The following is a 22,912-nucleotide window of genomic DNA, read 5'->3' on the forward strand; positions in this document are numbered from 1 at the left end:
CCTGACGGGGCGGGTGGACTTCGTCCATAAAGGTATAACAATAAAAAACACCGGACCTTCGACTCCCAAAAAATAAAAGGGACCGAAAAGCTCGGCGGTACCACCCTAGTTAACTGCGACCCTTTCGCAGTTCTCTCTTTATCGCCATTAACGCTGACGTCACGCTGCATTTTCACACAGCGGCTCCAAGGTAGGTTCGTTACAGGTCAATCCAAGAATCTTCCAGCCAAAGGATTCTCTCTCTGTCGGACTACGTATGCAGCTACTATTCCTCTTCACAGCCAAGCCCCGCCTCTGCAACCAACATTGCCAGCGGGGTTTTAAGTTTGAATGTAATTCTAATAGATGGGACGATATTTGTCAAGGGGATTTTTTTCACGCCACCCTCTGCCCCTTCCTTCTTACCGCACCAAAATATACACAAAAAATACCAGATACGCCAACAAAAACACGATACCTTCACTCTTACGGATCTCACGTTTGCTCAACGCCGCCAAATACACAAGCAGGCTCGCCCCTATCAGAATCACGGTATCATACACCGCCGTAATATCCATCACAATCGGCGTAATCGTCGCAGAAGCCCCCAAAATCAGAAGGATATTAAAAATATTTGAGCCGACCACATTTCCCACAGCAAGGTCATTCTCTCCTTTGCCCGCCGCCACGACAGACGTAACCAGTTCCGGCAGCGACGTCCCTAATGCCACAATCGTAAGTCCGATAAACGTCTGACTCAGCCCGAACCGCACCGCAATCGCACTGGCGCTGTCCACCACCAGATTTCCGCCCAATACAATTCCCGCGAGGCCGCATCCGATATACAACGCACTGTTCGCCGGGCTTAAAACCTTATACTCATCCGCATCGTCTACTTCCTGCCTGTCCCTCGCCGCAAGAGCCTCCGTCACAGTTGCATACAGGAAAATCAGGAACAGCACAAGAAACAGCATTCCGCCCCACCTTCCAAGGACGAACTTCCCGCCGCCGCTCAAAACCTTTGTAACCGAGAAATCCGAATTCAACAGAAGCAGAATAACCGTAATAAATATAGAGAAAGGAAATTCTTTCTTTAGCAACGACCATTTTGCCTGAACCGGGTTCACCAGCGCACAACACCCCAACACCACCAACAGATTAAAAATATTCGACCCAAGCACATTACTCACCGCAAGGTCGTTATCCCCACGCATCGCCGCCGTAACGCTGACAGAAAACTCTGGCATACTCGTCCCAAACGCCACCACAGTAAGCCCAATCACGATTGTCGGCACCTTCAAAAGCCGCGCTACGCTGGAACTTCCATCCACAAAATAATCCGCCCCTTTAATCAACAACACAAAACCGATAATCAACAATATGTAATCCATCTTACCCCGTCCCCAATTTCTATTTGCATATTTTCACACACTATGATTAAATGATAAGAGTAGATTGAATGAAAGTCAAGGAGAATTCTTATATGATAACAAACACATTAGAAATATTATATGAAGACAATCATATCATAGTATGCGTCAAACCCCACGGCATTGCTACCCAAAGCCGGAAAACAGGCTCCCCCGACATGGTAAATCTCCTCAAGAACCATATCCATAAGACCTCCCGCACTAAAGGAGAGCCCTATCTCGCCGTCATCCACCGCTTGGACCAGCCCGTGACCGGGCTCCTCGTCTTCGCCAAGACCCCCTTCGCCGCCCGGGAACTCAGCCGCCAGCTAAAGACCCAGGGCTTCGGCAAGTATTACCGCGCCCTCGTAGAAGGGCGTCCCAAAACTTCCGAAGGCATCCTCGAACATTACCTCGCCAAAGACCCCCGCACCAACCTCTCCCGAGTCTGCCGCCCCGAAATCCGCGACGCCAAACTTGCAAGGCTACGCTACTTTACCGTCCCAGACAGCCACAGATACTTTTCCGGCGAATACGCAAACCTGCCAAATGTCACCGAATTAGAAATCAAACTAGACACCGGACGCCACCACCAGATCCGCGTCCAATTGTCCCATATAGGCTGCCCCATCATCGGCGACACAAAATACAACCCCAACTGCATAGCCTCCCCCCTATGGCGGAACATCTGCCTTTGCGCCTACCGCTTAGACTTCTACCACCCCAAGACCCACAAACTCCTCCGCTTCCACTTATGCGACTAATCTCCGAACCACCGTCCACCCAGGAATAATCCCCACAGAAAAAGAGGGCATCTTACTCGCCCTCTTCCTCCAATGCTTCTTCGTACTTCTCAAGGATAATACTCTGTATGCGCTCTCTTGTTCCTGAGTTAATCGGATGTGCAATATCTCGATACTCTCCGTCCACTGCTTTCTTGCTTGGCATAGCGATAAAGAGTCCCTTCTCACCCTCGATGACTTTAATATCATGTACCACAAACTCCTCGTCCATCGTAATGGACACAACTGCCTTGAGTTTGCCTTCCTTTGCCACCTTTCTCACGCGTACATCTGTAATCTGCATCTCCTTACTTGCCCCTTTCTTCCTAAAGGAACCGGCGCGGAAATCCCCTCATCCGGCTCCTGGCTTATGCACTATAGTGCATACCTCTCGTTCTTTTCTACGACTACCTTCACACCGTTCGCCCCGACATGGCGCGTGTTCGCCCGGATCGTATCCCTGCTTTCTACAATGCAATTCTCAATGTACGTATTATCCCCAAGATATACATCATTCAAAATAACCGAATTCTTAATTACGCAGTTATTCCCAACAAATGTCTTCTTGAAGAGAACCGAATTCTCCACTGTTCCGTTAATAATGCTGCCGCTCCCCACAAGACTGTTCTTAACGATAGCTCCAGGATTGTACTTCGCAGGCGGCTGGTCGCTCACCTTAGAATAAACCTCCGGATACTCCCGGAAGAAATACCTGCGTACCTCCGGTTTCAGGAAATCCATATTCGTTCGGTAATAAGCCTCCACCGTTGAAATGTTGTTCCAGTAGTCTTTTATCTCATAACCGTACATCCTCTTCAGATTCTTATATCTGATCAGAATATCCGTTACGAAATCATGTCTCTCTTCCTCAGCGCAATGCTCGATCAGGTCAATCAGAAGCCTTCTCCTGATTACGTAAATCCCTGCCGATATCATATTTGAAGTAGCCAGCATAGGCTTCTCTTCAAACTCCTCAATGCGCATGTCCTCATTCAGCTTCAAAGTTCCAAAACGGCTGGCATCCTCATCCGCCCCAAGCCTCTTGCAGACAACCGTAACATCCGACTTCTTTTGGATGTGATACTCCAGCACCTTATTATAATTCATCTTATATACAGCGTCTCCTGAGGAAATAATCACATACGGCTCATGGCATTTTCTCAGGAAATCAAGATTCTGGTAAATGGCGTCTGCCGTCCCTCTGTACCAGTATCCGTTATCCGCCGTTATCGTCGGGGTAAATACATACAGTCCCCCTTGCTTTCTCCCAAAATCCCACCATTTGGAGGAATTCAGATGTTCATTCAGTGAACGTGCATTATACTGAGTCAGTACCGCTACCTTCTGGATATGGGAATTCGACATATTGCTCAACGCAAAATCAATCGCCCTGTAGCTTCCGGCCACCGGCATCGCCGCAATCGCCCGCCTCTGAGTCAGTTCACGCATCTTATGACTGTTACCGCCTGCTAAAATAATACCTACCGCTCTCATACTCGTCCACCTGCCTTTATCAATGTCTCTCCGCTCTCCAGCACGCCATTCGGATAATCCTCCCCGGATGTCACGCCGCTGATGGCAGTATTCTTTCCGACCTGTACTCCGTCCGGTATCACAGAATTCTCTCCGACTGTTACCAGGCCGAAGGAATAGATTGCCGGTTTTGACTTATTCGGCACGTCGCTGCCGATGCCAAAGGTCACACGATCCCCAATCCTACAATTCTCCGCGATGACCGCTTTGTCAATCACACACCCCTTGCCGATGTGTACGTCCTGCATAATAATGGAATCCCGGATTACCGAGCCTTCCTCAATGACCACTCCTGACCCGATCACACAATTATGCACTTCTCCGCAAATCTCCGAGCCATTGCCGATGATGCTCCGGTCAACCACTGCCTGTCCGGAAATATACTGGGGCGGAAGGGCTCCGCTGTTCGTAAAAATCTTCCAATATTCTTCGTACAGGTTGAACTCTGGAATAATGTCAATCAATTCCATGTTCGCCTCCCAGTATGAACCGAGGGTCCCCACGTCCTTCCAGTATCCGTTATATTCATATGCGAAGAGCCGCTGTCCCCGTTCATGGCAGTATGGAATAATATGCTTCCCGAAATCACAGCCCTGAACGTTCTCAAGCGCAATCAGCGCCTCTTTCAGTACCTTCCAGCTAAATATATAGATACCCATGGACGCCAGATTGCTCTTAGGCTCCGGCGGCTTCTCCTGAAACTCCGCAATCTTGCCCTCCTCATCCGTCACCACGATACCGAACCTGCTGGCTTCCTCCTTAGGCACCGGCATAGCGGCAATCGTGACATCTGCATGGTTATCTTTATGGTAATCCAGCATGACCTCGTAATCCATCTTGTAAATATGGTCCCCTGACAATATGAGCACGTAGTCCGGGTTAAATGTCTCCATATAATCAAGGTTCTGGTATATGGCGTTGGCCGTACCCGTATACCACTCACTGCTGCTGCTCTTCTCATAAGGCGGAAGAATTGTAACTCCTCCGAAATTACGGTCTAAATCCCATGGAATCCCAATCCCAATGTGTGTATTCAATCGTAACGGCTGATATTGCGTCAGCACCCCGACAGTATCAATTCCTGAGTTAATGCAGTTGCTGAGCGGGAAGTCTATGATCCTGTACTTGCCTCCAAAAGCAACGGCTGGCTTGGCCACTTTTGCTGTAAGTACTCCCAGTCTGCTTCCTTGGCCTCCCGCCAACAGCATCGCTATCATCTCTTTTTTCCTCATGTCATCACCCCTTCTCAGTAGTTTAATTCTTATTATACCACATTTTTCTTGCATAGTGAACAATATTTACAAAAAAATTGAAAATTTTGTAAATATTTTATTAAAATAATACAAAAAATTTCGACTTGGTTTTTTTCCCATATATGTATATAATAATATGAACAGAATATTATTTTTATGACAAGCAATAGCCTGTATTTTATCAAAAAGGAAGGTATCTTATGTATAAAATCAATTTCAAACAACCTGTACATGTACATTTTATCGGCATCGGCGGCATCAGCATGAGCGGGCTTGCCGAAATCTTGTTAAAGGAAGATTTCCGGATTTCCGGTTCCGACAATAAGGAATCTGCGCTGACAGACCATCTGACGAACCTTGGGGCAACCATCTTCTATGGGCAGAAGGCTTCTAATATTATTCCCGGAATTGACGTTGTTGTATACACGGCTGCCATCCATGATGATAACGAGGAATACCAGGAGGCGGTAAACCAAGGCCTTCCTATGCTGAGCCGTGCAGAGCTTCTGGGACAGCTCATGACGAATTACAATACATCTGTAGCAGTGGCAGGCACCCATGGCAAGACCACCACCACTTCTATGCTCTCCCACATCCTGCTTTCAGGCGAGAAAGACCCTACGATTTCCGTAGGCGGCATCCTGAAGGCAATCGGAGGCAATATCCGGGTTGGCGGGCCGGAGGTGTTCGTCACGGAAGCCTGTGAATATACGAATAGTTTCCTGCATTTCTTCCCTAAAATTGGGATTATCCTGAATATTGATGCGGATCATCTGGATTTCTTTAAAGACTTGGACGATATCCGCCGCTCCTTTTGCAAATTCGCCGGACTGATTCCAGCGAATGGGACGCTGATTATCAATGGCGAGATTCCGAACCTTTCTGAAATCACGGATGGGCTTGAATGCCGTATCATTACCTATGGAAACGACCCTGCTTTTGATTACAGCGCCGCCAGAATTTCCCACGACGAACTAGGCGAAGCTTCTTTTGACCTTGTAAGGCACGGAGAAACCATCGACCGAATCTCCCTGTCTGTAAGCGGCGACCACAATGTATCGAATGCACTGGCTTCCATTGCGGCGGCAGACCTTCTGGACGTCTCCCTCGCGGCAATGAAAGATGGATTAAAAGACTTCCACGGGACCGACCGACGTTTTGAATACAAAGGAGAGGTACACGGGATTACGGTCATTGACGATTATGCACACCATCCGACGGAAATCAATGCTTCCCTGACAGCGGCGCGCAACTACCCGCACAGGGAGATCTGGTGCATTTTCCAGCCCCACACCTATACCAGGACAAAGATGCTCTTCCAGGAATTCGTTGACGCCCTGTCGCATACAGACCATATCATTCTTGCGGAGATATATGCGGCGCGGGAGACGGATACTCTGGGGATTTCATCCAAAGACATTGCAGACGCACTAAACCGCCGTGGCTGTGACGCATATTATTTTCCTACGTTTAACGAAATCCAAGATTTCTGTATGGAAAAATGCCAAAAAGGGGACTTGTTGATAACTATGGGGGCCGGAGACGTTGTAAACATTGGCGAAGCGCTCTTAAAACGTTAGTTATCCACATTTTCCACAAATTTTTATCCACAAAAAAGCCTGTTTTTCACGCAAAAACTTCTTTTTTGCCCGGTCGTCTGGTGCTATAATATCTCTACGAGAGGTACAAGTTACCAAATGAGTTACGAACTGACAAAAGGAGGTCCGGCGTAAGAATTATGACGAAATTAACCTTAACTAATTATGCACTGAGTAATACTACTGTGCTTGAGAATGAGTTCATTGACCATCACATGGTCAAAGCGAACGGAGAATACGTGAAAGTATATCTTCTTCTTCTGCGCCATATGAACAGGCCGGGCGGAATGATGTCTGTCCCTGAGATGGCAGATATTCTGGAATGTACGGAGAATGATGTCCGCAGGGCATTAAGATATTGGAAGAAACAGGAACTTTTGGACTACTGTGAACAGGCGGAACCGGTTAATGCGGACGGAACTGCTTCTATAACGGCATCTATGGAGGGCGGGAACATTGCATCTATGCCTGCAGACAGGGGCAATATTACCGTTACACCAACTGGCAGAATCCGTGTCTCTGGTATGCAGACAGGAATAGAACATGTTTCTGCCGTTCCAAACGGCTTAGAACCTGTTTCTGCTATACAAGACGACACCGGACATGTCCCGGCGGCTTCAGACACTGCGAGTACCGGCGTATATCCTGCCGCATCCGAGCTTTCCGGCACGAATATCCAGCAATACCGTAACCGGCATGACCGCAAGGAATTTAAGGAGCTGATGTTTGTTGCCGAGCAATATCTCGGTAAGACCCTGTCCTCGTCAGACATCGATATGATTACATATTTTTATGACACGCTTCATATGTCGGCAGAACTGATTGAATATCTGATTGAGTATTGTGTGGAGAACGGGCATAAGAGCATGCATTATATCCGCAAAGTCGCCCTGTCTTGGAATGAGCAGAAGATTACGACGGTATCGGAGGCAAAATCAAGTACCGTTTTATATAGTAAGAACTGTTATTCCATACTGAACGCTTATGGAATCAAGGGACGCGCTCCTGCAGCATCCGAGATCGCCTATATCCGGCGTTGGAACGATGAGTACGGATTTTCCCTGGACTTAATTCTGGAGGCATGCAACCGTACGATGAATGCGATACACCAGCCGAATTTTGAATACACAGACACGATACTCAAGAACTGGTTAGAAAAGAACGTTCGCCACATTAAGGATATTGACGTACTAGACGCCAATTATATGAAAGAAAAAGAGCGCCGGAAAAAGTCCGCCGGTAAGCCGGCAGCTACGGCAAAAAGCAGTAAAAGCAACAAATTCAATAATTTCAGCGGGCGTTCTTATGACATGGATTCTCTGGAACGCAGGCTTGTCCAGCAATAAGACAGGAGATTTGGCAGAATATGGCACTTTCAAACTCACAATATGACCAGATGATGCGTACCTACGAACAACGGCAACTGGATAATGAATACCGATTAAGGGAACGCTATCAGAAAGCCTATTCCCTGATTCCTGCATTGGAAGAAGCGGATCATGCCATTGCTTCCCTCAGTGTAGAGAAAGCCCGCCGTCTTTTGGACGGCGATGAGCAGGCTCTCCTTTCTCTGAAAGAAGAGCTGAATTCTCTGATACGCCGCAAACAGCAATTATTGGCAGACAGCGGCCTTCCTTTGGACTTCCTTGCGCTTCACTATACCTGCCCGGACTGCCGGGACACAGGATATATCGGAGACGAGAAGTGTCACTGTTTCAAGAAAGCAATTGTGGAACTTCTCTACGAGCAGTCCAACTTAAAGGAAGTCTTGAAGAAGGAGAATTTCTCCACCTTTTCCATAGACTATTATTCCCGCAGCCACATCGACCCGCTGACAGGGAGATCAGCGCTGGAATCTATCCAAACAGCGCTAAAGGTCTGCCGCAGTTTTGTGGACACATTTTCCCGGGAATTCCGGAACATTTTATTATACGGGGATACGGGGGTCGGGAAGACCTTTCTCTCCCACTGTATCGCAAAAGAACTTATTGACACCTCCTGTTCTGTGGTTTATTTCACAGCCGCACAGTTGTTTGACGTATTGGCAGAGAGTACGTTCGGCAGGCACGGGGAACAGGATTCCGATATACAGGAACATATCTACGACTGCGATCTTCTTATCATTGACGATCTCGGGACAGAACTTCCGAATTCCTTTACCGTATCGCAGCTTTTTATCTGCCTGAACGAACGGATTTTAAGGCAGAAGGCAACCATAATATCAACCAATCTTGCATTGGAGGATATACAATCCATCTACTCTGAGCGGACGTTCTCACGAATCAGCAGTAACTACACGATTCTGAGGCTGACCGGGGATGATATCCGCATTCAGAAAAAATTACTTAATTTGGGAGGTACGAATGATGCTACGCCGTAATGACCGTATTCTGGAAAACATACCCATAGGGGCGCTGGGAATTATTGCCCTTGACGGCTGCAAGGAGATGGGTAGCCGGGTAAACGACTACATCGTAAAATGGCGTCAGGAAGACGGCAATATTTTTAAGGATGACGTCGTTTATAATGGATATGAGAGGGATACCTATCTGATCGACGCAAAAGTGCCCCGTTTTGGCTCCGGGGAAGCCAAGGGCATTATCAACGAATCCGTTCGCGGAAAAGATATCTACCTTATGGTGGATGTCTGCAACTACAGCCTGACCTATTCTCTGACCGGGCATACGAACCATATGTCCCCTGACGACCATTACCAGAACTTGAAACGTGTTGTCGCCGCAATCGGAGGCAAGGCAAGGCGAATCAATGTTATCATGCCGTTCCTGTACGAAAGCCGCCAGCATAAGCGGAGCAGCCGCGAGTCCTTAGACTGTGCCCTTGCCCTTCAGGAGTTGGTACGCATGGGGGCAGACAATATCATTACCTTCGACGCCCATGACCCGAGAGTGCAAAATGCGATACCGCTGAATGGCTTCGAGACGGTAAGGCCGACGTATCAGTTCGTGAAAGGGCTTCTGCGCCGTTTCGACGATTTGCAGATTGACAGCGGCCATATGATGGCAATCAGCCCTGATGAAGGGGCGACCGGGCGCGCCGTATATCTGGCAAATGTATTGAATCTTGATATGGGCATGTTCTACAAACGCCGTGACTATACGAAGATTGTTGACGGGCGTAACCCGATTGTCGCACATGAATTTCTTGGCTCTTCGGTGGAGGGGAAGGATGTAATCATACTTGACGATATGATTTCCTCCGGCGACAGTATCTTAGATGTTGCAAGGCAGCTCAAGCAGCGTAAGGCAAGACGTATCTTTGCCGCGGCGACATTTGGGTTGTTCACGAACGGATTGGACAAGTTTGATAAGGCTTATGAAGAGGGAAGCATCGACGCAATCCTGACTACCAACTTGATTTATCAGACGCCGGAACTTCTGGAAAGGCCGTATTATATTAATTGTGATATGAGTAAATATATTGCTTTGATGATTGATACGCTGAACCATGACGGGTCAATCAGCAGTATTTTGAATCCGGTTGATCGGATTCATCATGTGGTGAATAAGTACAAAAATAACGAGACGGTTTAGGGGAAGGGTGTTGGAATTTATTTTGCGGGCAGTTGGACGCGGTTGGAAGCGGGAGGGGGACCCGGTGCAGACGAGGCAACATTCCGGTGAACTAACTGCTTACGAAGACTTAGGAGCTCAGGAAAGCCTTCGCTCCTAAGTCTTCGTAAGCAGTGGATTTCACCTCCATTAAAAACGCCTCTGAATTGTCTGCACCGGGTCCCCCTCCCGCTTCCAACCGCTGTTTACTGGCGGAATAAATTGTAACGCCTAAATTTTATATCTTTTCGGACGATAGTCCGCCCGCCCCGTCAGGGGCGGGAAGCTCTTCTATGTGGTATGTTATCCCGAGTTCGTCTAGGAGCTTTGTTTCTCGGTTCTGGCAAGTGAAGATTATCACTTGCTTCTTGTGTTCTGCGAGCCATTTCAGCACTTTTTTGAGCCTTATATCATCGTAGTAGGCGAAGGTATCGTCTAAAATTACCGGGTACTCTTCTTCGTGGAGTACGGTATTCGCCGCCATACGCAGGGCGAAATAGACTTGTTCTACGGTTCCGCGGCTTAACTGTCCAAGGGAAATCCGCTTCCCTTCTTTGAACAGGCTCAAGTGCATACCTTCTTCGATATGAAGCTGCGTATATTTTCCGTCTGTGATATATGCGAGAATCCTGGACGCTTCGCTTTTCAGCCGCTCTTCCACTTGTCTCTGTAGTTCTCCGGAGAGTTCGCTCAGCCGGTCCATTGCCAGCTGTAAGGCAGCTCTTCGCCGGTCGTACTCCCGGTAGTCTTCGCTGACTTCGTCCAGTTCCTCAAGCTGTTCCTTGAGGTTGCCGTATTGGATCTGTTTTTCCCGCAGCTCTTCCCGCACATGGGTCTGCTCCCACACCAGTTTTTCCAGCGGGATTTTCTCCTCCTCCGGGGTGATCTCCTCCAGAATCAGCTCCGGCGGCGTCTTTTCCTCCTGCTTGCTCACCTTCATCCGGTTCCATACATACAGGCCGCATGCCAGAAAAATGATGATGGATACCAGAAAGTTCCATGGCCTGGCAATCAGGATAAAGGCAAGGATGACAATAATCGCGAACAGTATCAGTTCTACCGGATGGATACGCCATTTGGCAGGCCTTAACTCGTCGATGATTCGTCTGCTCTCTACGTTTTCTACTTCATTGGCTGCTTTCTCTTGCCGGTACTCAAGTTCTTTGGATATCCGCCCAAACTCTTCCTCCAGACGATGTACATCCCGCCACACATAGGAGGCTTCCTGTTCCATGCGTTCCCGTTCTGCCTGCTTTTTCAGGAGAGATTCTTTCATCTCACGCTCCAGAGCTTTCTTTTTCTCTTTTAAATGCTCCAATGCCCTGCCAAAATCCACCTCGCCGCTTCCTGCTGTATATTCATAAGACATTCTTTGAGGCAGGCGTACTCCCTCCGATACGATACCCTCACAGTTTCCCTCTGCCACTGCATCATAGTTGGTCGCATAATTCTTGAATTCAGCCGCAAGGGGCTTTCCCGTCTCCACCTTTGTCTGAGCTACCGATATGGTATTCTCATAAATACCGGAGTCCAAGCCCCCGAGAAGCATATCCAAATCACCGTCTGCCACAGAAAGCAGCTCCCCGTCATCCTCACAGGTCAGCTCCGCCTTCTTCGTATATCTGTCAAAATTCCTATCTATCCGAAATATCTTCCCTCCGCTCTCGAATTTCAGCGTTCCAGAATAATAGTTGGGGTTCTCCCACGGCTCATAAGTACTGAACGCATCATGGGCAGAAGCCCGTCCCCGCCCTCTCTCCATGCCGAATAGCATTCCCTTGATAAAGGAATGGAGCGTCGATTTCCCGGACTCATTTTCCCCGTACAGGATATTGATACCTTCCCTAAGCCGAATGTCTTTATCCGTAAACTTGCCAAAATGCTTCAACCTTAATTCCTGAATCTTCATAATCAGCCTCTACTTGTTTCTATCAGCGCCTGCACTCCCTCGCATAACGCCAGATATTCTACGCTGTCCTTGTCATAATCCATCAGGCTTTCAATATATTTTCCAAGAAGATCGCCCCGGTTTTGCGCCAGCAGCTTTTGAAAATCATACTCTGGCTTTGATTCATCCAAAAGCTCTATGATATTGCCGTAAGTATCCATATCTGTCAGGTCAAACAGGACGTCCGGGTCATGGAACCCCTTCACGGTCACTTTGTAAACGTTCTGAGTCCCTGCCGCCTCAATCTGCTCTCGGATACAGGCTTTTAATCCCCTGTTCGTCATTTTCTTCCCGACAGCCACATCCAGATGCACGTATTCCCGCAAAGCACACGGTACAAAACGAATCCGACATCTTTCCTTTGTCATCTCGCCTAAAATATAGCCATGACAGCCAATATCATTCTTGTCAATGGGTTCTAAGGCGCCGGAATACGCCATCCTGCTTTCAACAGCCTGCCCGCCAAGGAATCCGTTCCCGCCTTTCTGCGGCGCATTTCCGTTATCCATGTCCTGCGGTCTGTGGATATGTCCCAACGCAATATAGTCATAACCAAGGGCGTTAAGCTTCTCTTTCCTGATTGGAATATGCCGCTCGTCCCCTCCGTGGGCAAGCAGAATCTCATACTTCTGCCGTTTCTTTGGCAGCTCCTGGTCATACAGCCGTTCCGTAATCTCCCTGCCATAATAACTCAGCCCGTATACTGCCGCCGACAGCTTTGGCAGCTCCACGGCGGAAATCTGCCCGCCCAGAATCATGTGTACATTTTCTCCCCACACAAACGTCCGGTAATAGGAATCCCGTTTTAAATAGTCGTGATTCCCCGCTATCAGGACTACCTGCGTGGCTTTCAGGGTTCCGAACAAATCCCTCAATTCCTTGAGTTCTCTCAGAAGAGGCTGTCTGTGGAACAAATCCCCCGCAATCAGCAATAGATCTGCCTTCTCCTTATTGCATGCCTTCACCACTCTTGCCAGGCTGTCCCAGATCTCCCTTCCCCGGCTTGCGCTGTATGCTCTTCCGGCGTCCGGCTCTGCCCCCAAATGCACGTCTGCGATATGTATGAACTTCATCTGCTGTTCCTTCTTCCTTCTCTGTCTTCGATGGCAATTCCACAATAAACTGTGTCCGGATATCATCGCTTTTCGCGCGTATCCTGCCGCCGTGCAGTTCTACAATCTCCTTTGCAATGGCAAGCCCTAAACCTGCTCCGCCTGTACCGGAAGAACGGGAACCGTCCACACGGTAAAATTTCTCGAATATCGTCTGAAGCATCGCCCCGGGTATCTTTTCTCCTTGGTTCATGAAAACGATTTCCACGTCCTTCTTCTTCATCCGGGCGTCAATCTCAATCTTCGTGTCCTCATAACAGTAAGCGATGGCATTTCTTAAAATATTGTCAAATACCCTCGCCAGTTTATCCGGATCGCCGTATACCACCAGATTCTCTTCCACATGGACCTCACAGGACAGACGTTTCTCCTGCAATACCCCGTACAGCTCGTCTGCAAGCTGCTCTAACATCATAGTCAAGTTAATCTCAATGGCTTCCAGTTCAATATCCTGCAAGTTATAGCGCGTGATATCAAAAAATTCATGAATCAGCTCCCCAAGTCGGATGGATTTCTCCAGCGCGATATGGATATACTTCATCCGGTCTTCTTCGGGCATCCCCGGACGCCCGTCCAGCATACTCAGATATGCGACAATGGAGGTCAGCGGCGTCTTTAAATCATGAGCGAGGAAAAGCACAAGGTCATTCTTCTTCTTCTCACCTTCAATCGCCTCTAACTCCTGCCGTTTCAGAGTCGCCTTAATTTCGTTCAGCCGAATCTCGATGGGCTTTAGTTCTGTAATCAGATGAATCGGCTCTGTGGACTCTGACAGAATGTTCTCGATACCGTCCCCAATCTGATCTACGTACTTCATCATCTTAGACAGCGCTGCATAAAAAAACAGCGCAAAAAGGAGCAGGAAACCCACAATAATGAAGAACATCTTGTTGTTTCCAATCAGTTTCCAGTATAACTTGATCGCCTGGCTCTCCTCCATGTCCATGGACATGAGAAACTTGACGAAATTTTCCGCAAAACTGTCATTGTAAATGCCGTCAATCACATAATTCAGCAGAAATCCCCCTACCAGCACCGTCAAAGCCGTGACCAGGACTGTCTGCAGCAATATGGTGAATTTCAGCTTGCGATAATTATTCTTCAATCTTATACCCTACTCCCCAGACCGTCTTGATAAAATCCGACTTGCCTGTGGGACCGCTCATCTTCTCCCGCAGATGCCGGATATGCACCATAACCGTGTTGTTGCTGTTCTTGTAGTATTTTTCATTCCATACCTTCTCAAATAGTTCCTCAGAACTGATGACCTTGCCGCGGTTCTCGCAAAGGAGCCACAGAATGTCGAACTCAATGGGCGTCAATGTCAGCGGCGCTTCATTGTAAACGCACTCATGGGAAGTCCGGTTCAGAAGCAGCCCGCCGAAATCAATCACATCCCCCGCGTCCTTCCCCCCGTCGTTATACTGGGTATAACGGCGGATCTGCGCCTTAACCCTCGCGACCAGTTCTAACGGGTTGAAGGGTTTCGGGATATAGTCGTCTGCTCCCAGTGTAAGTCCGGTAATCTTATCCATGTATTCCGTCTTAGCCGTCAGCATAATGACCGGAAAAGTGTATTTCTCGCGAATCATCTTCAATAGCTGAAAACCATCGATGTCCGGAAGCATAATATCCAGAATCGCAAGGTCAATTTTCTTGCTCCTGACACAGTTCAGCGCATCCTCGCCTGTGTAGAATTTGAATACGCTGTACTGGTCGTTTTGGAGATATAATTCGATGACATCCGCAATCTCTTTTTCATCATCTACAACTAAAATGTTCATGATAACCTCGTTTTCGCCGTCTTTTATAGTTCGCAGTTATTTACGGTTCTTGGGAATGGAATTACGTCGCGGATGTTGCCCATTCCAGTCAAATACATCACGCATCGCTCAAACCCTAATCCAAATCCTGCATGGCGGGTAGAGCCGTATTTGCGGAGGTCAAGATAGAACTTGTAATCTTCTTCGTTCATTCCGTTCTCTTTGATTCTCGCAAGCAGTTTATCGTAGTCGTCTTCCCTCTGGCTTCCGCCGATGATTTCCCCGATTCCCGGGACAAGGCAGTCTACCGCCGCCACGGTCTTGCCGTCTTCGTTCTGCTTCATGTAGAAGGCTTTGATCTCCTTAGGATAGTCCGTCACGAAGACCGGACGTTTGAAGATCACCTCGGTCAGGTAGCGTTCATGTTCGGTCTGGAGGTCTGCGCCCCAGGATACTTTGTATTCAAATTTGTCGTTATTTTTCTCAAGAATCCCAATGGCTTCGGTGTATGTCACTCTGGCAAAATCGGAGGAAACTACGTTGTGAAGCCGTTCCAGCAAGCCTTTGTCAACAAAGGAGTTGAAGAAATTCATCTCCTCAGGCGCTTGTTCCAATACATAGTTAATGACATATTTCAGCATCGCCTCAGCAAGCGCCATGTCGTCGTCCAAGTCTGCGAATGCAATCTCCGGCTCAATCATCCAGAATTCCGCCGCATGCCTGGTGGTGTTGGAGTTCTCTGCGCGGAACGTGGGGCCAAAGGTGTAGACGTTGCGGAAAGCCTGGGCGTAGGTTTCTGCATTCAACTGGCCGCTGACCGTAAGGCTTGTCTCCTTGCCGAAGAAGTCCTGCGTATAATCAGCCTTTCCATCTTCATTCACAGGCACGTTCTCCATATCCAGCGTGGTAACGCGGAACATCTCTCCCGCGCCCTCGCAATCGCTTCCGGTAATCAGCGGCGTGTGGACATAGATGAAGCCTCTCTCCTGAAAAAATTTGTGGAGGGCGTATGCCGTCAGCGAGCGGATGCGGAACACAGCCTGAAAGGTGTTCGTCCTCGGCCTTAAATGGGAAATCGTCCTCAGGTACTCGAAGCTGTGCCGTTTCTTCTGTAACGGGTAATCTGGGGCGGATGCGCCTTCAATCTCTACGGAGTCAGCCTGAATTTCAAAAGGCTGCTTTGCCTGAGGCGTAGCGACCAGCGTACCAGTCACGATGACAGCCGCGCCTACGTTCAGTTTTGAAATCTCTGTGAAATTCTCCATCTTGTCGTGATAGACAATCTGCAAAGGCTCAAAAAACGTACCATCGTTCAATACGATGAAGCCAAATGTCTTGGAATCGCGGATGCTGCGCACCCAGCCGCCGACCGTAAGCTTCTGGTCGAGATAGTTCTCTTTGTTCTTGTATAACTCTCTGATTGTAATCAAATCCATATCTTTTTACTCCTTTTTCACTGCTCTGGTTCACAATGTGCGCCAACATGGTTCTCATTATAGCATACCGCGGAAGGTTTTGAAAGGCAGAGGTATTGATTTTTGCAATCTTAAAAACACGGCGCGCCTTCTTTCTCAGTTGTCCGTACATCTATGAAGCCCGCTGCTGAATATGCAGCCCACCATACAGCCGAACCCGTTGTGTATCATATCATCCCACTCAAAAAGCCCGCGGCAGAAGACGAGCTGGCATGTCTCAATCACTCCCGAAATCGTAAGCCCGATTAGCAGTCCCTTCCACCATGGCATTTTCCTGTGAACCACAAAAGGCAGAAGCAGACCTGCCGGAAACAATAATATCATGTTCAGCAGATTCTCTTTCAACATCTCGCGGCTGCCGTGATATACGGCTTTCCAGGACCAAAACACTTCTAATTCATACCGATGGACCCCTGTCGGGTTTCGTGTAAATACAGTCGATGCAAAGACTATGCCAAGGAAGAGCAGCAAAAGTAATCCCGCAACTGCCTGCGAGAGCGCAATTTTGCGATGTCCCACCATTCTGAATAAGATGACTGATACAATGAAAAAAAGTATGGAGAAACAGACAATTTCCCGGATTGTCCAGGCACGGTTATGTGTGATAAAAATCTGGTATAAATCCAATTCGATAGTACCTCCAGATGAATTTATTTTATATTCTGAATATACTACCACAAAGTTTCCGGGTTCGCAATATATGTCCGTTTACAATCATGCATTATTGCCTGCCTATCCCTCAATACTTCCCAACTTCGCACGCCGCCGCAAGCATCGCCTTTAAATTCTCCGGGTTCGCATTAATCGGCAAATCACAGGACGGCATCAGGATAAACCCGCCTTTGTGATACTTCATCTCCCGTATCGCCCTCTCCGACTGCCGGTATACCTGTTCCGGCGTTCCGCCCACCAACAGTTTTGTAGAGATATTGCCGGCATAAATCATATCTTCCCCCAGCGCCTTTGCCGTTTCTGTGAGCGGATTCTCTTCATCCAAACTGATAAAACTCCCCGGTGCCAGATTCAAGTCCTTAAAATAAGCCATTGTCTTAACATGGTTTCCACAGAGATGCAGCCCAAAATTTTGCAGGCCTTTCTTCCTCATCTCTTCATGAATCTCCATCATTGCCGGATACGCGAACCGTTCAAAATTGCGCGGGGAAATCAGATGGTTGGATTCAAAAGGATAGTTTGACGAAACCGAACAATTTTCCAATCCAAATTCCTGTATAAACAAATCTGCCGTCTCACTTAGATACTGTACCGCCTTCCTAAGCAGACGCCGCACCAGCTCCGGCTCTTTGATGAGCCACCGCATCAACAGCCCCGTCTCCACCATAGAACCTACCATGGTAAACGGCGACCCGGCGCTGATTGTCACTCCGTTCTGCCCCTGGCTTTTCGCATACCGTAAAAATGCAATCCTAAGCCTGGTAAACCTTCTTTTCTCCATGGGCGGCAGCTCATATGCCAACGCCTCTTCTGCCGAATTTACGGCGAACCGTTTAACCAGAGGAAGCCCTACCCTTCCCGTCTCCGGTATCGCCAGTTCCCCGCCCAAATCCAGTATTTCTCCATGAGGAAGATCATAGCAGGGAACATCGTCGTAGCCATTCTCCCAGGCGATCTCTTTCTGAGCATGGAACGCTTTTTTTACGTCAAAATAAAACTCTTCCGAAGACAATCCCTTCTGCCACCCCGCATACATAGTAGCACAGGAAAGCATCGGCACACGGTCGATTTTCTCCCCCCGGTAAAATCTTGCCATCCGCTGCCCGGAAGTTAAGCTCTTCGCCTTTTTCGGAAAATAACCTTCCACACCCATTCTTGCAACGCCAATGCTGGAACCATGGTAGTTATTGCCCATTTCAACCTCCGCCTTGACCCCATACTCCCAGGCCCGCTGCCGGAGCGCCTCTTTCTTATCATCCGGTTCAAACGTATTTACCGTACTCCTTACACCCGAAAGAACCTTTTGGAACATCCCATACGGAAAAGCGATTCCCAGCTCATCATCTCTCCATGCCCCTGCGAAACGCGTCCCGGAACACAGAAGCGACAGATTCATATCCTGATTCTTGTAGGCTCCCGCCATTAATTCTGTACATATGCCGCTCATCCCCGCAAACCGGACCTGCTTCGCAAATCCATATTGATAAGAATATCCCTGCACAATCCGCATTGCCGTATACGGTTGACAGAAAACCAGCACAACATCTGGTTTCCGGTCACATTGCTCCAACGGCTGTATACACATTCCATAGACCTCGTGTTTCAGACAAGGCATATTCTCTCTGATATCTGCCGCCGCCTCTCTAGTTCCGTACATATTTCTCTTATAAAGGATTTCTCCCGGCTCTGACTCTTTCAAAGGCTTGGCGAATCCCAATGCCTCTGCTGCTGCCGAACAGTAAATATGCTCTTTTCTTACCTTCATACCATGCCCGACTGCCGCCGCTTTGACCATCATGCAGAAAAACATCTGATGCGTCGCTTCCTTTCCCTCGGCCTCTTGATATTCTGCCTCTGAAAACAGGAACCTTACGCCAACCAAATGCCTGTCCTTCGCCATACCAAGCAAGGTTTGAAATTCTACTGCCTCTTCATCCATACGTTACATTCCTCCTGTCCGATATGCATGTTTCTCCACCTTCCTAAGTACCTGATCCATTAAAATGGCGATGATGCAAATCGGCACAGTACCTTCCAGAATGTACACTGTATTATAAGTCGAACACCCAGTCTGTATCAAAAGCCCCAGACCGCCTGCGCCCGTACTGAACGCCAAAGTCGCCGCCCCGATGCAGATAATCAGCGCCGTTCTCATTCCTGACAAGATAACCGGTATTGCCAACGGAATCTGCACCTTCCAGAGAATCTGCCGTTTCGTCATACCCAGTCCTTTTCCCACTTCAAGATAAGTTCCCGGGACATTCCTAAGGCCTGCCATCGTAGCAAATACAATCGGAAGCAATGACTGGAGCAGAAGCGCGAACACAGCCGCCTTCATTCCAATTCCAAATGCCGTCATGCCAAACATCAGAACCGCCATCGCCGGTATCGTCTGCACAATCATAGAAGTCTTCTCAATCACAAGTCCAAAGGACTCTCCCGGCTTTGTAAAACAGAAGATTCCAAGCCCCACTCCCACAAACGCTGACAGGATACATGAGATTCCTGCTATCTCCACGAATTCAACCGTCAGTTTCGGCAGGCTGTATTTTGCCACATTTCCAACGTCATACGGCCATATGTCATATACCCACTCTTCGATATATTGAAAACCAAAAACAAAGAGCAAAAGTGCGGTCAGAAGCAGTACAATCGCAACGATATGGCCGTCTATTTTATTTCCTTTTGCCTTCATTCTCCCTTACGTCCTTTCTGAAACAAATTAAGAATATCGCTTAATAATATGGTTCCCGTAATTTTTCCCTTCTCTGTCACATGCATGGAATCTGTGCCATACTCTATCATCTGCGCCAGCACGTCTCTCAGGTTCGCTTCGCAGTCTGCATGATAAGGTATGTCCGCCCCATTCTGCGGACGCATATGCTCTTTTACGCGGAAACGGCTTAAAATCTTAATGTATGTCTCCGAACCCAGGAAAGATTTTACAAATTCATCGTCAGACAGCAGGGTATCCTCCGGACTTGCAAAATTACGCAGAATCCCTTTGGACATGATTGCAATCTTATCTCCCATTTTCATCGCCTCGTCAATATCATGGGTGACAAAAATAACCGTTTTCTTGAGCTGTTTCTGAATCTTTAGGAATTCATTCTGAAGGTTTGCCCTGTTCAGCGGATCTACGGCGCCAAAGGGTTCATCCATCAGGATAATCTCCGGATCTGCCGCCAATGCTCTCGCTACTCCAATCCGCTGTGCCTCGCCTCCGGAAAGCTCTGAGGGATATTTATTGATATAGGCTTTCACATCCAGCCCAACAAGCGCAATCAACTCCTTCACACGTTCCAGAATCCGGTCTTCTTTCCAGTTCAATAGTCGTGGCACAACCGAAATATTTTCACGCACGTTCATATGTGGAAACAAGCCTGTACTCTGGACGACATAACCGATTCTTCTGCGAAGCTCTTCCCCATTGTAATCATGTATATTTTTCTGATTAATCTCAATCGTACCTTCATCCGCATCAATCAGCCGATTAATCATCCTAAGCGTCGTAGATTTTCCACATCCCGATTCTCCTACAAATACGCACAGTTCCCCTTTTTTCAATTCCATGGACAGATTATCTACGGCAATCTGGTTTCCAAATCTCTTCGTAACGTTCTTTAATACTATCATACCTTTACTACTCCCTTAGCTTTTCTATGAATTTCAATCAGAACCACCAGTTTTTTCAACACAAAATCAAACAGAAAGACCAGCCCCATAATCGGAAGCGTCCCCAGCATAACAATATCAATGGCAAATCCATTTAACCCTTGTAAAATAAATTTCCCTAACCCGCCATAACCGATGTAGGAGCCAATCGTCACTCCAAGCACCGTGGCAGTAAGCGATACACGAATTCCAGATATAATAACCGGCAGTATAATTGGGATCTCTACCTTGGTGAAAATCTGGCGCACCGTCATTCCCATCCCTCTTGCCGCGTCAATATACTGCTTATCCACGACCTTCAACGCTCCATACATGCTGTTCACAATCTGAAACAGCGCATAGCAGAACAAGGCGCAGAATACCGGTGTTGCCCCGACGCCGGCGATTCCATGGTCTTTCAAGAACGGGAACCGGTTGCTCAGAAAGGAAAGCGGGAACATCATCACACAAATCAATGCCAAAGAGGGGATAGATTCTATGGTATTTAGAATTGTGCTGATTACTTTTCCCGCTCTGGCATGCTTATAAGCATACCATCCCAGGGGCACTCCTACAACTACGCCGCACACTACGACTTTGAACGCCATCCCGATATGATTTCCAAAGCATTCGGCAAATTGTTTCTGGTATGTGGTATATTCTTTCATCACAGATAAGCCGTCCAGTTGTCCGGTCAGAAATGAAGCCGCCACAATGCCGAAACCGACTGTGATTACCAGAAACCGTTTCCACACTTTTCCGATATACTCATTACATTTTACTTCAATCAGGTAAGCCAAACCGATATAGAGATAGCAGCCCACGCTCATCGATACCCTTCCGTTCTCGGACGCAACTTCCACCACATTGACGGCCTGTCCGGCAAACAAAACCGCACAGCCAAGACAGGCGCTTGCCACGATTCCTGCCAGAAAATTCAGATTTTCTCTGTCTGCCTTCAGGAACACCAACACGATCAGCGCAGCCGTAAGGACTAACAGAATCACATAATTAGCGCCCAGACATTCTCCTGCCGTAAGCCCTTCTTTCTCCCCTACCCGTGCCGCTGCCTTGAACATAAACTGATTCAGGAACAGAAGGGAAAAAAGCAGCAATGCGAGAAGATCGGCAGCCACATCTTGTTTCTTTAACATCATTCTCCTCCTAATATAACACTACGGAACCGTCTACATATTTGTAAACAGATTCCGTAATCATCATCCACTATTTTACAAGCCCTTTATCCTGCAAAAGCTGAGTCGCTATATCTGCCGGATTCTCTCCGTCTACCTGCAATCTCTTGTTCATATCCCGGATCGTGTCTGCATCTATGGCATCGAACACCGGCTTTAGAATCTCGGTAAGTTCCGGGTATGTCTCTATAACTTCCTCGCGCACCACCGGAGCCGGACTGTATACCGGAGATACAAACTCTGGATCTTCAATGACGTATAACCCCAATGCTTCCAGCGTAACCGTTTGCCTCAAGGGTCTGTTTAATCAGTTCTCCGTAAATCTGCCCTTCTTCATCCGTCATAGTCGCCAGGATAATTGGGTCGCCTTCATTCTTGGTCTCCACAGATTCCGTTTTTTCTGCCTTGTCAGAAGAGGCGTCCTCCGTCTTGCTCTCTTCTGATTTTCCTTCACAGCCTGCCGCTAAAGATGCAGCCAGAGCGGTACATAATAACATACTGGCTAATTTGCGTTTCATAATTTAATTCCTCCTTGTTGAACTTTGCCAAATTTAATATTATCATAATACCCCCCTATCAAATTCATAATATTCATATATATGTTTATTTATAGATATTTTCTATTTATTTGGCGAACTTATTACTCTTTTAACCAGACTCCTTTACACGGCTATACCCATCTGTTATTATATTAAAAAGGAACTAGATATTAAAAGGTTTTACGGAAAGCAGGTGATAATATGCCAAACAATGCTGAGATTGCTAAGAATGCGATTGATGATTTTAAAAAAATTCAAGATTATATGGCAGTGGCGAAAGAGGAAAACGCAACCAAAACATATGCCAAATTAAAGGACGAATACCTCTCTTTAAAAGCAATCCTTAATGTTCTTGGCGTAAATCTGACAGATATCGACAAGATAAAGGAATAGCCGCCCAGGCTCAAGACAAGACGCAAATATGGCGAGGGAG

At 47.7% G+C, this 22,912-nt stretch carries 22 protein-coding genes and 1 other annotated feature; of the genes, 6 read left to right on the plus strand and 16 right to left on the minus strand.

The genetic code is table 11. The features are described from left to right. Positions 1-74: 74 nt before the first annotated feature. Positions 75-288, minus strand: a binding site (T-box leader). Between the two features lie 113 nt (positions 289-401). After that, positions 402-1,370 carry a calcium/sodium antiporter gene (locus AC6I3O_RS23840; RefSeq protein WP_497853000.1) on the minus strand — a complete coding sequence of 323 codons (969 nt, stop codon included), beginning with the start codon at positions 1,368-1,370 and terminating at the stop codon, positions 402-404. 92 nt (positions 1,371-1,462) lie between these two features. On the opposite strand from AC6I3O_RS23840, the gene AC6I3O_RS23845 reads away from it, so the two are divergent. After that, the gene (locus AC6I3O_RS23845; protein ID WP_497853001.1) at positions 1,463-2,152 is read left to right on the plus strand and encodes an RluA family pseudouridine synthase; all 690 of its coding nucleotides are present in this window, start codon (positions 1,463-1,465) and stop codon (positions 2,150-2,152) included. A 52-nt stretch (positions 2,153-2,204) separates the two neighbouring features. On the opposite strand, the gene spoVG is transcribed toward AC6I3O_RS23845, so the two are convergent. From spoVG to AC6I3O_RS23860, 3 genes are all read right to left on the minus strand, one after another. Then, entirely contained in the window at positions 2,205-2,474 is a 270-nt protein-coding gene (gene spoVG, locus AC6I3O_RS23850; protein WP_159755951.1) for a septation regulator SpoVG, read from the minus strand. Between the two features lie 71 nt (positions 2,475-2,545). Further along, positions 2,546-3,664 (minus strand): glucose-1-phosphate adenylyltransferase subunit GlgD, encoded by a 1,119-nt coding sequence (gene glgD, locus AC6I3O_RS23855; protein ID WP_497853002.1) that lies wholly within the window; start codon positions 3,662-3,664, stop codon positions 2,546-2,548. Beyond that, positions 3,661-4,935 carry a glucose-1-phosphate adenylyltransferase gene (locus tag AC6I3O_RS23860; protein WP_497853003.1) on the minus strand — a complete coding sequence of 425 codons (1,275 nt, stop codon included), beginning with the start codon at positions 4,933-4,935 and terminating at the stop codon, positions 3,661-3,663. The genes glgD and AC6I3O_RS23860 overlap by 4 nt, the downstream gene beginning before the upstream one ends. A 221-nt stretch (positions 4,936-5,156) precedes the next feature. Here AC6I3O_RS23860 and murC point away from each other — a divergent pair, with 221 nt between their 5' ends. From murC to AC6I3O_RS23880, 4 genes are all read left to right on the plus strand, one after another. Then, the gene (gene murC / locus AC6I3O_RS23865) at positions 5,157-6,536 is read left to right on the plus strand and encodes a UDP-N-acetylmuramate--L-alanine ligase (RefSeq protein WP_497853004.1); all 1,380 of its coding nucleotides are present in this window, start codon (positions 5,157-5,159) and stop codon (positions 6,534-6,536) included. Between the two features lie 158 nt (positions 6,537-6,694). Beyond that, a complete protein-coding gene (locus AC6I3O_RS23870; RefSeq protein ID WP_497853005.1) occupies positions 6,695-7,900 on the plus strand; it encodes a DnaD domain protein in 1,206 nt (401 codons plus the stop codon). A 20-nt stretch (positions 7,901-7,920) separates the two neighbouring features. Continuing rightward, complete coding sequence (locus tag AC6I3O_RS23875) at positions 7,921-8,934, plus strand: ATP-binding protein (RefSeq protein ID WP_497853006.1); 1,014 nt, start codon at positions 7,921-7,923, stop codon at positions 8,932-8,934. After that, positions 8,921-10,105 (plus strand): ribose-phosphate pyrophosphokinase, encoded by a 1,185-nt coding sequence (locus AC6I3O_RS23880; RefSeq protein WP_497853589.1) that lies wholly within the window; start codon positions 8,921-8,923, stop codon positions 10,103-10,105. The genes AC6I3O_RS23875 and AC6I3O_RS23880 overlap by 14 nt, the downstream gene beginning before the upstream one ends. A gap of 256 nt (positions 10,106-10,361) precedes the next feature. Here the strand turns inward: AC6I3O_RS23880 and AC6I3O_RS23885 are convergent, their stop codons facing one another. The 12 genes from AC6I3O_RS23885 to AC6I3O_RS23940 form a co-directional block, all read right to left on the minus strand. After that, on the minus strand, positions 10,362-12,032 hold the full coding sequence (locus AC6I3O_RS23885; RefSeq protein ID WP_497853007.1) for an ATP-binding protein: 1,671 nt from the start codon (positions 12,030-12,032) through the stop codon (positions 10,362-10,364). A 2-nt stretch (positions 12,033-12,034) separates the two neighbouring features. Continuing rightward, positions 12,035-13,135, minus strand: coding sequence for a metallophosphoesterase family protein (locus AC6I3O_RS23890; protein WP_497853591.1), 1,101 nt, complete (start codon positions 13,133-13,135; stop codon positions 12,035-12,037). After that, a complete protein-coding gene (locus tag AC6I3O_RS23895; protein ID WP_497853008.1) occupies positions 13,020-14,288 on the minus strand; it encodes a sensor histidine kinase in 1,269 nt (422 codons plus the stop codon). Before AC6I3O_RS23895 ends, AC6I3O_RS23890 begins: the two co-directional genes overlap by 116 nt. Next, positions 14,278-14,967 (minus strand): VanR-ABDEGLN family response regulator transcription factor, encoded by a 690-nt coding sequence (gene vanR / locus AC6I3O_RS23900; RefSeq protein ID WP_497853009.1) that lies wholly within the window; start codon positions 14,965-14,967, stop codon positions 14,278-14,280. The genes AC6I3O_RS23895 and vanR overlap by 11 nt, the downstream gene beginning before the upstream one ends. Before the next feature lie 23 nt (positions 14,968-14,990). After that, positions 14,991-16,382, minus strand: a complete 1,392-nt coding sequence (gene asnS / locus AC6I3O_RS23905; RefSeq protein ID WP_497853010.1) for an asparagine--tRNA ligase — start codon at positions 16,380-16,382, stop codon at positions 14,991-14,993. A 135-nt stretch (positions 16,383-16,517) separates the two neighbouring features. Then, positions 16,518-17,048 (minus strand): VanZ family protein, encoded by a 531-nt coding sequence (locus AC6I3O_RS23910; RefSeq protein WP_497853011.1) that lies wholly within the window; start codon positions 17,046-17,048, stop codon positions 16,518-16,520. Between the two features lie 112 nt (positions 17,049-17,160). Continuing rightward, complete coding sequence (locus AC6I3O_RS23915) at positions 17,161-19,032, minus strand: DUF169 domain-containing protein (protein ID WP_497853012.1); 1,872 nt, start codon at positions 19,030-19,032, stop codon at positions 17,161-17,163. 3 nt (positions 19,033-19,035) lie between these two features. Then, positions 19,036-19,788, minus strand: coding sequence for an ABC transporter permease (locus AC6I3O_RS23920; protein ID WP_497853013.1), 753 nt, complete (start codon positions 19,786-19,788; stop codon positions 19,036-19,038). Then, positions 19,785-20,729 (minus strand): ABC transporter ATP-binding protein, encoded by a 945-nt coding sequence (locus AC6I3O_RS23925; protein ID WP_497853014.1) that lies wholly within the window; start codon positions 20,727-20,729, stop codon positions 19,785-19,787. The genes AC6I3O_RS23920 and AC6I3O_RS23925 overlap by 4 nt, the downstream gene beginning before the upstream one ends. Further along, the gene (locus AC6I3O_RS23930; RefSeq protein WP_497853015.1) at positions 20,726-21,901 is read right to left on the minus strand and encodes an ABC transporter permease; all 1,176 of its coding nucleotides are present in this window, start codon (positions 21,899-21,901) and stop codon (positions 20,726-20,728) included. Before AC6I3O_RS23930 ends, AC6I3O_RS23925 begins: the two co-directional genes overlap by 4 nt. 70 nt (positions 21,902-21,971) lie before the next feature. Then, entirely contained in the window at positions 21,972-22,208 is a 237-nt protein-coding gene (locus tag AC6I3O_RS23935; protein WP_497853016.1) for a glycine betaine ABC transporter substrate-binding protein, read from the minus strand. Next, a complete protein-coding gene (locus tag AC6I3O_RS23940; RefSeq protein ID WP_497853017.1) occupies positions 22,189-22,458 on the minus strand; it encodes a hypothetical protein in 270 nt (89 codons plus the stop codon). Before AC6I3O_RS23940 ends, AC6I3O_RS23935 begins: the two co-directional genes overlap by 20 nt. A gap of 222 nt (positions 22,459-22,680) precedes the next feature. Between AC6I3O_RS23940 and AC6I3O_RS23945 the strand changes: the two genes are divergently transcribed. Next, on the plus strand, positions 22,681-22,872 hold the full coding sequence (locus tag AC6I3O_RS23945; RefSeq protein ID WP_497853018.1) for a hypothetical protein: 192 nt from the start codon (positions 22,681-22,683) through the stop codon (positions 22,870-22,872). The last annotated feature ends 40 nt before the right edge of the window (positions 22,873-22,912 follow it).

Source organism: Sporofaciens sp. St.21A7, assembly GCF_059728535.1.